Origin of the sequence: Terrisporobacter hibernicus, assembly GCF_020809405.1 — a bacterium.
GTDB lineage: Bacteria > Bacillota > Clostridia > Peptostreptococcales > Peptostreptococcaceae > Terrisporobacter > Terrisporobacter petrolearius.
The window spans coordinates 1708178-1721884 of record NZ_CP081135.1 but is presented as its reverse complement, the minus strand read 5'-3'; the positions used below and the strand labels follow the sequence as shown (position 1 = coordinate 1721884).

Here is a 13707-nt window from a genome sequence, read left to right as displayed (position 1 = left end):
ACATGGTGATTTAAATAATTACAAGGAGTAGACTATGAATATATTTGATATATTAAAAATAGCAATAGAGCTTGAGGCATCAGATATACATATTACAGTAGGCAGTATGCCAGTTGCTAGAGTAAAAGGAACATTTACAAAAGTAACAGAAAATATACTAACAAAGCATGATACAGAAAAGATGGCAAGAGAAATTTCTGGAGATAAAAACTTTAATAAAATTGAAAAATATGGTGAATGTGATTTTTCTGTGGCTATAGAAAGTGGAGAAAGATTTAGGGTAAATGCTTATAAACAAAAAGGAAGTTATGCTATTGCAATAAGAGCTATTACTTCTCAAATTCCTTCTTTCGAGGACCTAGGATTACCTGATATACTTAAAACTTTTACAGAAAAGCATAAAGGGCTAGTATTAGTTACAGGACCAACAGGAAGTGGTAAAAGTACGACACTTGCAAGTCTCATAGACATAATAAATAAAAATCAACAAAGGCATATTATAACTTTAGAAGATCCAATAGAATATGTTCACCAACATAAGAAAAGCTTAGTAAATCAAAGAGAAATAGGACAAGATACTGAAAGTTTTAACTCTGCTCTAAAGGCAATACTTCGTCAAGATCCAGATGTTATTCTTGTAGGAGAAATGAGAGATTTAGAAACTATTTCTATAGCACTAACAGCAGCAGAAACAGGTCACTTAGTGTTTTCTACTCTTCATACTATTGGGGCAGCTAAAACAATAGATAGAATAGTAGATATGTTTCCATCAGAGCAACAGCAGCAGGTTAGAACCCAATTATCCACAGTATGTGAAGGGATTATTTCTCAGCAGTTATTGCAGACTATTGATGGAAAAAATAGAGTGGTAGCTATGGAGGTTATGGTGTCAAATCCAGCTATAAGAAATTTAATAAGAGAAAATAAAACTTATCAAATTCAAAATATTATACAGACAGGAAGCAAATATGGAATGCAAACTATGGATCAAGAATTAGTTAATTTATATATGAAAGGAAAGATATCAAGTCATAGTGTGCTTAGTAGATGTACAGACTACGAATATACCTGTAGACTAGTTGGAGATAGATACTAAACACTTTAGACATACTTTCTAAGCGCTTACAAGACTACGTAATTTTGGTTAATTGGTATTTAAATTTAAGTATAAAAAAACTATAATATTAAATACTCCTAGAATAAAAGGAAAAATATTAAAAGAAGTAGTATTTAATATTTATGAATATTGGGGAAATTAAACCATACTATTATTTATTTAAAAAATAAAATAATGATATATTTAACAATAGTAATAATTTTTATGATTTTATCCTATATTTCAGAAAGAATAGTCTATGGATTAGATAACTATATGGATAAAAATCTAACGAACAAAATATTAATATTTTTACCAAACATGATAATACCTATTTTAATATATACTAAGTATGAGCTAAGCATACAAAGCATAAGTTATATGGCATTAATTCCTTTCTTAACAATGGTTTCAATAATTGATTTGAGAACAACTTATGTATATGATATAACAATACTTAGTGGTATAATTATGCAGAGTGTTATTTTTTTATTGGACAAGCAGCTAATTAGAGGTTCAATGAGTAATATAAAAGGATTATTTATAGGTATGGTCCTATCCTATATTTTGGCAAAAGCAACAAAATCACTGGGAGACGGTGATATAGGTTTCTATGGGCTTTGTGCTTTTGTACTTGGGCAAGAATATAGCTTATATATGATATTTTTATCGTTTATGTTAGCTAGTATTTATGGAGGGTATATACTTTTAAGAAAGAAAAAATCTATAAAATCATCAATTCCTTTTACACCATTTATATCTTTAGCAACAATTTTAATAATATTAACACAAAAAGATATAATTAATTTATATTTTGACATTTTAAGTAGAAATCTATAAAGGAGGATAAAAATGTTTATAATAGTAGGTCTGGGAAATCCAGGTAAACAATATGAGAATACAAGACATAATATAGGATTTAATGTAATAGATATTTTAGCAGATGAATATGGTATAAGTGTAACTAAAATGAAGCATAAAGCTTTAATAGGAGAAGGAAGAGTAGGTACTGAAAAGGTTGTTCTTGTAAAGCCTGTAACTTATATGAATCTTAGTGGAGAATCTTTAGCTGAGATATATAATTTTTACAAAGTAGAAACTAGTAACATTGTAGTAATATACGATGATATAGATTTAGATGTAGGTAAAATAAGAATAAGAAAAAAAGGTAGCGGTGGGACTCATAATGGAATGAGATCTATTGTTAAGTGTTTAGGAACAACAGATTTTCCAAGAGTTAGAGTTGGAGTTTCTAAGCCAGAACCAGGCAGAGATTTAGCAAGTTTTGTTCTTTCTAGATTTAGCAAGGAAGAAGAAGGAGATTTAAAGGACGGTCTAGAAAAAGCTATTAAAGCTATAGATTGTATTATTAGAGAAGATATAGATTTATCAATGAATAAATTTAATGGAAAATAATTAGGAGGCTATTATGAAGGATGTATTATTATATCCTTTGCAGAATTTAAATGAATATAAGGAAATTATAAGCTATATTGAGGAAAGTGATGGTGCAGCCTTAGTTAATGGTTTATTACCTATGCAAAAGCCGCATATAGCTTATTCCATATTTAAAGAATTAAAAAAACAAATCCTTTTTATCGCCAATAGTGATTTAGAAGCAAAAAAAGTTTATGAGGATTTAGAAGGCTATATGAAAGGAAAGGTAGAATATTTATCAAGTCAAGATATTTACTTTTATCATTTAGATGCAAAGGACAGAAGCGAAGAAGCAAAAAAATTAAAAACACTGTTTAAATTAGCCAAAGGAGAAAAGGTTATTACAGTAACTTCTGCTGAAGCTATTTTAAGAAAATATATACCAAAAAAAGTATTAATAGACAATATAATTACTTATAAAGTTGGAGATGTTATAGATATAGAAAAATTAACCAATAACCTTGTTAATTTAGGATATGAAAGAGTTTCTAAAATTGAGGGATTTGGTCAATTTAGTATAAGAGGTGGAATAATAGATATTTTTTCTCTAGAGTACACTAACCCTATTCGTATGGAATTATTTGACGATGAAGTAGATTCTATACGAACTTTTGATGTGTTTTCACAAATGTCTATAGAAAAAATAAAAAAAGTTGTAATAACTCCCTCAAGAGAGTTTATATATCCTACGGAATTGGATAAAATAGTAAAAAGTTTAAAAAAAGAAATTAATGACAATACAGATGAAGATGCTATTTCTAATATTGATAAAATCTCAAGTAAAACCTATTTTGAAGGGATAGAAAATTATATTGATTATATTTATCCTCAAGAAAACAAAAGCATTTTTACTTATTTAAATGAAGATGCAGTAATTTTTACGCAAGATATTACAAGACTTAAGGAAAAGTGTGAAAATTACTTTAATGAGTTTAAAGATAATTATAAATTAAACTTGGAAAGAGGACTAGCTCTAAAAAACCAAGGTAAGTTAATTTATACTTATAATGATCTAAACTACCTTATAGGAAATAGATCTATTCTATTAAATACATTATTAACAAGACAAATAAATGAGTTTAACATAAAGAGAATTGTTAATTTTGACTCAAGGGAAATATCACCATATAATGGCAAGTTAGAACTTTTGGCAGAAGACTTAAACAGATTAAAATATAACGGAAATAAAGTTGTATTAGTGACAAGTACTTTAGAAAGAGCAAAGAAGCTAAGTAAGGACTTGATTGAGTTGAATGTGGAAACAATAATATCTAAGAACAGAGATATTGAAATTAAATCTTCCCAAATAATTATTTGCCCGGGAAATATACGTAGAGGTTTTGAATATAAATCAATTAAATTTATAGTTATTACAGACAATGAAATAATAGGAGTTCAAAAAAGAACTTCAACAAAGAAGAAAAAAAATAAAAATAAAAATGGGAAAAAAATTGACTCTTTCCTAGATTTGAATATAGGAGACTATGTTGTTCATGAAAATAGTGGTATAGGTAGATATACTGGAATAGAACAAGTTTTAGTAAATGGAATTAAAAAAGACTATATAAAAATAATTTACCAAGGTGGAGATAATCTTTATGTACCCATAGATCAAATGGATAAGGTACAAAAATATATTGGTGCAGATGTAGAAAGAGTCAAATTAAATAAATTAGGAACAAGTGAATGGACTAGAGCAAAAGCTAAGGTTAAACGAGAAATAGAAGATATGACAAAAGACCTTATTGAGCTTTATGCAAAAAGAGAAAAAGTCAAAGGATTTAAATTCTCAAAAGATACCCTTTGGCAAAAAGAATTTGAAGATTTATTTCCTCATGAAGAAACAGAAGACCAATTAAAAGCCATAAAAGAAACTAAAAAAGATATGGAATCATCAAAAGTAATGGATAGATTAGTTTGTGGAGATGTTGGGTATGGAAAGACGGAAGTAGCGATTAGAGCTATTTTTAAGGCTTGTATGGATAATAAACAAGTTGCTGTATTAGTTCCAACTACCATTCTTGCTCAGCAGCATTACAATACCTTCAAAGAAAGGTTTGAGAATTATCCAATCAGAGTAGAAGTTTTAAGCAGATTTAAAACACCAAAACAGCAAAAACAAATTATAGAAGATGCAAAAAAAGGCTTAGTTGATATATTAATAGGAACTCATAGAATCGTTTCAAAAGATATAAATCTACCTAAACTAGGATTAGTAGTTATAGATGAAGAGCAAAGATTTGGTGTTAAGCATAAGGAGTCCTTAAAAAAGATAAAAAATACTGTAGATGTATTAACTTTATCAGCAACACCTATACCAAGAACTCTTCATATGTCACTTAGTGGAATTAGAGATATGAGTGTTATAGAAGATCCACCACAAGAGAGACATCCAGTTATGACTTATGTTACTGAGGCTAAGGAAAGTATTATACAAGATGAAGTGGAAAGAGAAGTAGCTAGAGGTGGGCAAGTATTCTTTGTATATAACAGAGTTGAAGGGATTGAAAGGATAGCTGCAAAAGTACAAGAGTTAGTTCCAGATGCTAGGGTTGCTGTGGCACATGGTAGAATGACTCCAAAAGTACTAGAAAATATTATAATTGATTTCCTAAATAAGGAGTATGATGTTTTAGTTTGTACAACAATAGTTGAAACAGGTATGGACATTTCTAACGCTAATACAATGATAATTTATGATGCAGATAAAATGGGCCTAGCACAGTTATATCAATTGCGTGGTAGGGTTGGAAGAAGTTCTAGACAAGGTTATGCTTATTTAATGTATGAAAAAGATAAAGTTTTAAGTGAAGTGGCAGAAAAAAGATTAAAAGCCATTAAAGAGTTTACAGAATTTGGATCAGGGTTTAAAATAGCTATGAGAGACCTGGAGATTAGAGGGGCAGGAAATATATTAGGATCTCAACAACATGGTCACATGGCAGTTATAGGATATGACCTATATGTTAAAATGTTAAATGATGCTATAAGAAAAGTTAAGGGAGAACTAATAGTTGAAGAAGTAGAAGTTGAAATTGATTTAAGTGTTAACGCATATATCCCAGATTATTATATTGATGATGAATTAATAAAATTAGAAATGTATAAAAAAATTGCATGTATAGAAAATAAAGAAGATTTAGCAGAAGTTCAGTATGAACTGGAAGATAGATTTTCTGATATTCCTAAACCTGTAGAAACATTATTAAACATTGCTTATATAAAATCTATGTGCAAAAAACTTAAAATAGAAAAAGTAAGACAAGTTAAGGATGAAATAATTTTAAGTCCTTTAACTAGATACAAAACTAAAGAAACTATAGGATATAAAATAGTTAAGGAATTAGAAGAACTGTTAGAAAAAATGTTAAAAATAAATAATTGATTTGGAGAGGTGTTTTATGAAAAAAATATTTACTTTTATCCTGTGCATAATGATGACAATATCATTAATAGGCTGTAGTGCGGATAAAAAAGCAGTAGCCATAGTAAATGGACAAAATATAACTTTAGAGAATTACCAAAAACTATTGTACTTAAATAAATCATCAATGGAATCTTATTACGGAAGTGATATTTGGTCTAAAAAAATGGAAGACGGAAAAACTTATTCAGATACATTAAAAGAAATGGTGCTTCAAACTATGATAGGTTCTGAGGTTATTTATCAACAAGCAGAAAAAGATAAGGTTATACCTACAGATAAGCAAGTACAAGATCAAATAAATAGTTTCAATGAAAGTACAAAAAATAATAGTGAGTACCAAGAACAACTTAAAAAAATGGGAATAAATGAAGATTTTCTTAAGTTCCAATTCACAAGAGATTTAGCTAATACTAATTTGCAAAAGAAATTTGAAGAAGATACAAAAATATCAGAAACTGAAATGAAAAAATATTATGAGGATAACAAAAAAAGTTTTTATACTGACACTGTAACAGCTTCTCATATACTACTAAAAACTCAAGACAGTGAAGGAAAAGAATTATCAGCAGAGAAAAAGAAAGAAGCTAAGAAGAAAGCAGAAGAAGCCCTTGCAAAGGTTAAATCAGGAGAAGATTTTGCAAAGGTAGCTAAAAAATACTCTCAGGATTCATCAGCATCTAAGGGAGGAGAGTTAGGTACTTTTGGCAGAGGCCAAATGGTATCTGAATTTGAAAAAGCTGCTTTTAACATGAAAAAAGGTGAAATATCAGATATAGTAGAAACTGAATATGGTTATCATATAATAAAAGTTACAGGTAGGGTAGATAAACAAGAAACTTATAATGATGTAAAAGATAAAATAAAGACTACACTAGCGGGTCAAAAATATACTGAATATGTTGAAAAACTAAAAAAAGATTCTAAGATAGAACAAAAAGAAGATGTTGTAAAAACTGCTAAATTTTAATATAATAGCTATATCTAATTAAGGATATAGCTTTTTTTGTATATTTTTCTTATCAATGGTAAAAATATATACATATAAAGACAGTAATGGAGGGATTAATTAATAAATGAGAGCGACAGGAATAGTTAGAAGAATAGACGACCTAGGAAGAGTTGTTATTCCTAAAGAGATTAGAAAAACCCTTAGAATAAGAGAAGGTGATCCTCTAGAAATATTTACAGCTAAAGACGGAGAAGTAATCCTTAAAAAATACTCTCCAATTGGAGAATTAAATGAATTCTCACAAGAATATGCTGAAACATTAGGAGAAATACTAGGACAAGGTGTTGTAGTAACAGATTTAGATTCTATAATAGCTGTATCTAAATTGCCTAAAAAGGACTATAAAGAAAAAAGTATAAGTAATGAATTAGAACAATTAATTGAAAATAGAGTAGTTAAGCATGCTAATGATAATAAAATGATACCATTATACAAAGATGATTCTACTCCATATAGCGGTCAAATTATTATGCCAATTATAAGTGATTCAGGAGACTGCATAGGTTCAATTTCAGTAGTTACAAAAGACAATGAAGTTTTTTCTGAAGATATAGAAAAAATTCTTAAAATTGCAACTAGCTTTTTAGGAAAGCAGGTACAATAAATACTAAAGGCCCTTAATATAAGGGCCTTTAGTATTTAAAAAATTTGTTTTCTAAATAATTAAAAAATCTTAAATTATTGAATATACTTATAAAGATGTGATATATTAAAGTTTGTTATATAAATGATATGGAGGTAAGTTATGAATAATAACGCGCAGAAAGAATCGTTTTTAAAAGGTGCGCTTATACTTGGAATGGCAGGTATAATTGTTAAGATAATGGGTGCATTTTTTAGGATTCCTCTTGGTAACATAATAGGGTCAACGGGATTAGGATATTATCAAGCGGTATATCCAGTATATACTTTGTTCTTAACCTTAGCTACAGCAGGGTTTCCAACAGCACTTGCAAAACTAGTTTCAGAACAAAGAGCTGTAGGAGATTTTGGTGGAGCTAATAAAACATTTAAAATATCATATACAGTTTTATTTATTACTGGATTGATATCATTTTCATTTTTCTTCTTTGGTGCAGATTTTATATCTACAGTACTATTGAAAAACAGTGGATCATACGCGGCTTTAATTGCTATTTCTCCTGCTTTACTATTTGTTCCTTTAATGTCTTCTTATAGAGGATATTTCCAAGGAAGAAGAGAAATGTCTAAAATAGCTGTTTCTCAAATAATTGAACAGTTTTTCAGGGTAGTATTAGGATTATTATTGGCTTATATGCTTATGAAAAACTTTGGAGAACAAATGGGAGCTGCTGGTGGAGTGCTAGGAGCTGCAATAGGTGGATTTGCTTCTGCTGTATTTCTAATTTACATATATTTAAAAGGTAGTAAATCTAGGAAAGCTGAAATAGCCCAAAGTAAGCATATAAAGCTTGAAAGTACGGGTACTATATTAAAAAGATTATTATATGTTGCCATACCTATAAGTATTGGTGCATGTGTAATGCCTTTAGTAAATATGGTAGATAGTGTAATAGTAGTAAGAAGGCTTACAGAAACTGGATTTAATATAGAACAAGCAAACTCTCTACTTGGCCAATTATCAGGAATGGCAATATCAACTGTAAACTTACTTGTAGTTATAGATCAAGCTATAGGAATGAGTTTAGTACCATCTATCTCAGAGGCTTATGCATTAAAGCAAATGAAAAGAGTAAGGAAAGAAGCTAAGACAGGATTAAAAACTATTTTGTTAGTTACTTTACCAGCTACATTTGGATTTGCAGCTCTTGCAGGGCCAATAATGAAATTATTATATCCAGCAGAACCAGCAACTCTTGGGACTATGTTATTTGTAGTGTCTCCTTGTGCAGTATTTTTAGGTTTAATATATGCACAAAATGGAATACTACAGGGTATGGGAAAACCTATGATGCCAGTTATAGCGTTGGCTATTGGTATGGTATTTAAAGTAGTACTAAGCTATGTATTAACAGGGATACCATCGATAAATATCATAGGTTCTGGAGTAGGTACTTTATCAGCATATGCAGTAGCATCTATAATAGAGTTTATTTATATAAAGAAACATCTAAAGTTAAGATTATCACCAAAAGAGTTTATTATAAAACCGATGATAACAGTTATAACAATGTATGTAGTAGTTAAATTATCATATGGACTTATGGTAGGCTTCTTAGGAAATTCATTATCAACTTTAGTTTCAATAGCTATTGGTGGAGTTGTTTATGGCTTGGTTTTACTAGGAATAGGTGGAATTAGGAAAGAAGAAATTTTAACTATGCCAAAAGGTGAAAAAATCTACTCAATTTTAAGAAAACTTAAACTTATGAGATAGAAATATATAAATGAATGATAGGGTTATACTGAAGTATAATCTTATCATTTATATATAGGAGATAATAAAATGGGAAAAATATCTATTGTAGGACTAGGACCTGGAGATTACTCCTTAATTAGCCAAGGTGCATTAGAATCATTAAGTTCTAGTTCTAATGTTTATTTAAGAACTAAGAAACATCCAACAGTAGAACAGCTAGAAGAACAAATTCAATATACTGCTCTAGATTATTTTTATGAAAAAGAAGATAATTTTGAAGAGGTATATGGACAAATTGCAAAGTTTATAGTAGAAAAGGGCAAAACTGAAGACTTAGTTTATGCAGTTCCGGGTCATCCTCGCGTTGCAGAAAAGACTGTAGGCATTATAGAAGGTTTATGTATAGCAAATAACCTAGAACTAGATATAATACCGTCTATGAGCTTTGTAGATGCCATGTACAACTATCTAGGAGTAGACCCGGCAGAAGGATTTAAACTATTAGATGCTTTTGAGTTAGAAGAGTCTTATATAGATATAAGTACAAATACTATAATAACGCAAATATATGATTCTTTTATTGCATCAAATGTTAAATTAAAATTAATGGAACATTATGATGATGAACAAGAAATTTGCATAGTAAATGGTGCAGGAATAAAAGATTTAGAAAATAAAACATATGTAAAACTGTTTGAACTTGATAGAAAGCCTGAACTTTTTAGTTATTTAACAAGCTTGTATATACCCAAAAGCGATAAAAAGTTATATAATACAGTTCATGATCTACAAAATATAATGAAAAAGCTTAGAGGACCATTAGGTTGCGAATGGGATGCAAAGCAAACTCATCAGTCTTTAAAAAAATATTTAATAGAAGAAGCTTATGAAGTGGTACAAGCTATTGACAACGATGATATTGATGAACTAATTGAAGAATTGGGAGATGTACTTTTGCAAGTTATATTCCATTGTCAAATAGGAGAAGAAGAAGGATTCTTTAACCTAGGAGACGTATCAAGTAGTATTTGTAACAAATTAATACATAGACATCCTCATGTTTTTGAAAATGTTGATATAGATATGAATAAATTTGATAAAACATGGGAAGAACTGAAAAAGAAGGAAAAAGGTGAGACTAGTGTAACAGAGGGCTTACAAAGGATTCCTCAATTTTTGCCGGCTCTAACTAAAGCAGAAAAAATACAATATAAAGCCGCCCTAGTAGGATTTGACTGGGATAATATTGGTGATGTTTGTAAAAAAGTTGAAGAAGAATACAAAGAACTACTTGACGAATGTAAATCAAGGAATATAAAATACATAAAGGAAGAGTTAGGCGATTTATTATTTTCAATAGTAAATTTAGCAAGATTTTTACAAGTTGATCCGGAAGAAGCATTAAACTTAACTAGTAATAAATTTATAAAAAGATTTAAATTTATAGAGGATAATGCTAAAGCAATGAATAAGACATTGGAAGAAATGACATTAGAAGATATGGATAAACTATGGGAAAAGGCTAAATTTCAATAAATAATAGAAGGAAATTTCATAAATATATAGAACTTACAAGAAAAGAGTTTTATATTAACACATTTTAGGAGGTAAAAATAATGAATAAAGCTGAATTAGTATCAAAAATGGCAGAAAAAAGTGAGTTAGAATTAACTAAAAAACAAATAGAGGATGCATTAAATGCATTTATGGCTTCAGTTGAAGAAGCATTAGTTGGAGGAGAAAAAGTACAATTAGTAGGATTTGGAACTTTCGAAACTAGAGAAAGAGCTGCTAGACAAGGAAGAAACCCAAGAGACCCACAACAAGTTATAGAAATACCTGCTTCAAAAGCTCCAGTATTCAAAGCTGGAAAAGTTTTAAAAGAAGCTATAAACAAATAAGAATATAATAGAGATTATAATAGATAAAAGTGTGGGCTTCCCACACTTTTTCTGCATACTAAGGAGGTCATATGAGACTAGATAAATTTTTAAAAGTATCCAGAATAATAAAGAGAAGAACAGTGGCAAAAGAAGCTTGTGATAAAGGGATAGTAACTATAAATGGAAAACAAGCAAAATCATCTTCAGAAGTTAATACAGGTGACATATTAGAAATTACTTTTGGAGAAAAAGTAATGAAGTTTAAAATAACTGAAATAAAAGAACATGTTCTTAAGGCTGAAGCAAAGGAAATGTATGAGATAGTAGAATAATATTTACACAACCTCAGTATATTTATATTAGGAGTAATTTATATATACTGGGGGGATATGATGGAACATAATATAAGTTTAAAAAACAGATCTAGTCTAGTTATATCAGGAGTAGATCATATATATTCTTTTAATGATAAAAGGGTTGAGCTTTTAACTTCAGCAGGAAGACTTATTGTAGAAGGTGAAGGCTTGGATATGAATAAGCTAAATCTAGAAGAAAGTATAATAAGTGTAGAAGGCACTGTAAACTCTATAAATTATGCCAAAGAGAAAAAACCTGAAGAAAAGTTTTTGAAAAAGGTATTTAAATAATGGAATTCTTTGTAGAAGATATGGGTGTGTTTTACCTTACTATTTATGGTGGAATAGCAATAGGTCTATTGTTTGATTTTTATAGAGCATTAAGGGCAAATTTTAAAATAGTAAAGAAAATATCTTTTGTTTTTGATGTTATATTTTGGATACTAATAACAATTGTAATTTTTACAACTGTCAATTTGTTAGAAAGATTTGACTTAAGATATTATCATTTTGTAGCCTTATTTCTAGGTTTTATTTTATATTACAACACCATAAGTAAATATATTTTTACTATGTTTAATAAAATAATTTCTTTTATAACAAGCTTATTCAAAAAGACTATACATTACATAGTCGGTTTTTTAAATAATTTGTATTACATTATTATCTATTCAATACACCTTATTTTTGATATTATTTGTTATATACCGAGTATACTTTTATCAACTAATAGAAAAAGAAAAAAGAAAAAGGGTGTAGGTGCATGAAGATAAAAATGTTAAAAAGATTTATGGGTCAGTATATGATTCTAAGTTTATTTGTATTTTTTTTAGTGTTTAGTATCATCACTGGATTTATATTTCAGATTAGAAAAATAAATGAGTATAAAGGCCAGATAGCACAAATAAACAACCAGATAGAAGATACTAAAGAGGAAATAAGTAAGTTAGAAAAAATTTGTAAAAGTAATGATTTAGAATCAGCGGCAAGAGAGCAGCTTGGTATGGTTAAATCAAATGAAATAATATATGTGGATTCCAGCGAAAGAGATAACTAAGTTATCTCTTTTTCGTTTATAATATATTATTATAAGTTATAAATTTGAGCAACAGAGTTGCCCGAAGCGATAGCCAAGGCATCTTGTTGGCCATATGAGCAAAGCGAATTTTGACTAAGGAGGAAAAAATGAAAATAGGAACAATCGATATTGGCACAAACTCCATGAGATTATTAATTGCAGACGTCCAAGATAATAAAATAGAAAATAGAAAAAAGTACATAAATACAACTAGAATAGGCCAAGGAGTTGATCAAGAAGGATATATTACAAAAGATGCATTAGAAAGAAATTTAAAATCTCTTAAAGAGTTCTCTGATAAATGCAAAGAAGAAAAGTGTGAAAAAATATATTGTATGGGAACATCAGCTCTTAGAGATAGTAAAAATGGACAAGACTTTGTTAATGAGGCAAAAAAATTAACAGATATAGATGTTAAGATAATTTGTGGAGAAGAAGAATCAAATTTAGGATTTATGGGTGTGTTGCAAGGTACACAAGGTAATAAAAAAGAAGATATATTAGTAATAGATATTGGTGGTGGCTCTACAGAGTTTATAGTTGGAAATGAGAAAGGAATTAAGTTTTGTAAAAGTGAAAATGTTGGAGCGCTAAGAATGACAGAAAAATTTATTACTACAGATCCTATTAGTGATGAAGAGTTTAATAATATGGCAACTTTTATAGAGGATACCATATCATCTACCATAGATAAGCTTAAAACAATGAATATAAGCAAAATAGTAGGAATTGGAGGAGCAATTACTTCACTTTCTGCTATGAATCAACAATTAGAAGTATATTCTATGGAAAAAGTTCATAATAGTGTGGTTACAAAAAAAGATTTAGAAAAAATTCTACAAAATTTAAAAATAATGACACTAAATGATAAAAAAACCTTAAAAGGACTACAGCCAAAACGAGCGGATATTATAACGGCTGGTGTAAAAATATTACATATTGTAATGAAAAAGTTAGAATTTGAAAAAATAATGATAAGTGAGTACGATAATTTGGAAGGCTTAATGTGTCAAAACTCAAAAAAAATGTCTTAATTTTTTAGGAATACTAAAACCAATTATGACAAAATATAATTCTCCC

Annotated in this window: 14 protein-coding genes; all 14 read left to right on the top strand. The window is 28.9% G+C overall.

Going from position 1 to position 13707, the window contains the following annotated elements:
- Nucleotides 1-34 precede the first annotated feature (34 nt).
- A complete protein-coding gene (locus JW646_RS08290; protein WP_228417257.1) occupies nt 35-1096 on the top strand; it encodes a type IV pilus twitching motility protein PilT in 1062 nt (353 codons plus the stop codon).
- 225 nt (nt 1097-1321) lie between these two features.
- Entirely contained in the window at nt 1322-1936 is a 615-nt protein-coding gene (locus tag JW646_RS08285) for a prepilin peptidase (RefSeq protein WP_228417255.1), read from the top strand.
- Between the two features lie 12 nt (nt 1937-1948).
- Nucleotides 1949-2512 carry an aminoacyl-tRNA hydrolase gene (gene pth, locus JW646_RS08280; protein ID WP_074919705.1) on the top strand — a complete coding sequence of 188 codons (564 nt, stop codon included), beginning with the start codon at nt 1949-1951 and terminating at the stop codon, nt 2510-2512.
- A gap of 13 nt (nt 2513-2525) precedes the next feature.
- On the top strand, nt 2526-5918 hold the full coding sequence (gene mfd, locus JW646_RS08275; protein WP_228417254.1) for a transcription-repair coupling factor: 3393 nt from the start codon (nt 2526-2528) through the stop codon (nt 5916-5918).
- 16 nt (nt 5919-5934) lie between these two features.
- Complete coding sequence (locus tag JW646_RS08270; RefSeq protein ID WP_228417252.1) at nt 5935-6927, top strand: peptidylprolyl isomerase; 993 nt, start codon at nt 5935-5937, stop codon at nt 6925-6927.
- Nucleotides 6928-7033: 106 nt separating this feature from the next.
- On the top strand, nt 7034-7573 hold the full coding sequence (locus tag JW646_RS08265) for a stage V sporulation T C-terminal domain-containing protein (RefSeq protein WP_074919702.1): 540 nt from the start codon (nt 7034-7036) through the stop codon (nt 7571-7573).
- 141 nt (nt 7574-7714) lie between these two features.
- A complete protein-coding gene (locus tag JW646_RS08260; RefSeq protein WP_228417250.1) occupies nt 7715-9328 on the top strand; it encodes a putative polysaccharide biosynthesis protein in 1614 nt (537 codons plus the stop codon).
- Between the two features lie 69 nt (nt 9329-9397).
- Entirely contained in the window at nt 9398-10846 is a 1449-nt protein-coding gene (yabN, locus tag JW646_RS08255) for a bifunctional methyltransferase/pyrophosphohydrolase YabN (RefSeq protein WP_074919700.1), read from the top strand.
- Between the two features lie 80 nt (nt 10847-10926).
- Nucleotides 10927-11211 carry an HU family DNA-binding protein gene (locus tag JW646_RS08250; protein WP_018591954.1) on the top strand — a complete coding sequence of 95 codons (285 nt, stop codon included), beginning with the start codon at nt 10927-10929 and terminating at the stop codon, nt 11209-11211.
- Between the two features lie 71 nt (nt 11212-11282).
- Nucleotides 11283-11525 carry an RNA-binding S4 domain-containing protein gene (locus JW646_RS08245; protein WP_018591953.1) on the top strand — a complete coding sequence of 81 codons (243 nt, stop codon included), beginning with the start codon at nt 11283-11285 and terminating at the stop codon, nt 11523-11525.
- 60 nt (nt 11526-11585) lie between these two features.
- Nucleotides 11586-11840, top strand: a complete 255-nt coding sequence (gene yabP / locus JW646_RS08240) for a sporulation protein YabP (protein ID WP_074919698.1) — start codon at nt 11586-11588, stop codon at nt 11838-11840.
- Nucleotides 11840-12316 carry a spore cortex biosynthesis protein YabQ gene (gene yabQ / locus JW646_RS08235; RefSeq protein ID WP_074919697.1) on the top strand — a complete coding sequence of 159 codons (477 nt, stop codon included), beginning with the start codon at nt 11840-11842 and terminating at the stop codon, nt 12314-12316. Before yabP ends, yabQ begins: the two co-directional genes overlap by 1 nt.
- Nucleotides 12313-12606 (top strand): FtsB family cell division protein, encoded by a 294-nt coding sequence (locus JW646_RS08230; RefSeq protein ID WP_139216799.1) that lies wholly within the window; start codon nt 12313-12315, stop codon nt 12604-12606. The genes yabQ and JW646_RS08230 overlap by 4 nt, the downstream gene beginning before the upstream one ends.
- Nucleotides 12607-12734: 128 nt before the next feature.
- Nucleotides 12735-13661: a Ppx/GppA phosphatase family protein gene (locus JW646_RS08225; protein ID WP_074919696.1), complete on the top strand. Its 927-nt coding sequence runs from the start codon at nt 12735-12737 to the stop codon at nt 13659-13661.
- Nucleotides 13662-13707 lie beyond the last annotated feature (46 nt).

Coding starts and splice junctions, on each gene's coding strand:
- JW646_RS08290 (WP_228417257.1), top strand. CDS start 35: ATGAATATATTTGATATATTAAAAATAGCAATAGAGCTTGAGGCATCA.
- JW646_RS08285 (WP_228417255.1), top strand. CDS start 1,322: ATGATTTTATCCTATATTTCAGAAAGAATAGTCTATGGATTAGATAAC.
- pth (WP_074919705.1), top strand. CDS start 1,949: ATGTTTATAATAGTAGGTCTGGGAAATCCAGGTAAACAATATGAGAAT.
- mfd (WP_228417254.1), top strand. CDS start 2,526: ATGAAGGATGTATTATTATATCCTTTGCAGAATTTAAATGAATATAAG.
- JW646_RS08270 (WP_228417252.1), top strand. CDS start 5,935: ATGAAAAAAATATTTACTTTTATCCTGTGCATAATGATGACAATATCA.
- JW646_RS08265 (WP_074919702.1), top strand. CDS start 7,034: ATGAGAGCGACAGGAATAGTTAGAAGAATAGACGACCTAGGAAGAGTT.
- JW646_RS08260 (WP_228417250.1), top strand. CDS start 7,715: ATGAATAATAACGCGCAGAAAGAATCGTTTTTAAAAGGTGCGCTTATA.
- yabN (WP_074919700.1), top strand. CDS start 9,398: ATGGGAAAAATATCTATTGTAGGACTAGGACCTGGAGATTACTCCTTA.
- JW646_RS08250 (WP_018591954.1), top strand. CDS start 10,927: ATGAATAAAGCTGAATTAGTATCAAAAATGGCAGAAAAAAGTGAGTTA.
- JW646_RS08245 (WP_018591953.1), top strand. CDS start 11,283: ATGAGACTAGATAAATTTTTAAAAGTATCCAGAATAATAAAGAGAAGA.
- yabP (WP_074919698.1), top strand. CDS start 11,586: ATGGAACATAATATAAGTTTAAAAAACAGATCTAGTCTAGTTATATCA.
- yabQ (WP_074919697.1), top strand. CDS start 11,840: ATGGAATTCTTTGTAGAAGATATGGGTGTGTTTTACCTTACTATTTAT.
- JW646_RS08230 (WP_139216799.1), top strand. CDS start 12,313: ATGAAGATAAAAATGTTAAAAAGATTTATGGGTCAGTATATGATTCTA.
- JW646_RS08225 (WP_074919696.1), top strand. CDS start 12,735: ATGAAAATAGGAACAATCGATATTGGCACAAACTCCATGAGATTATTA.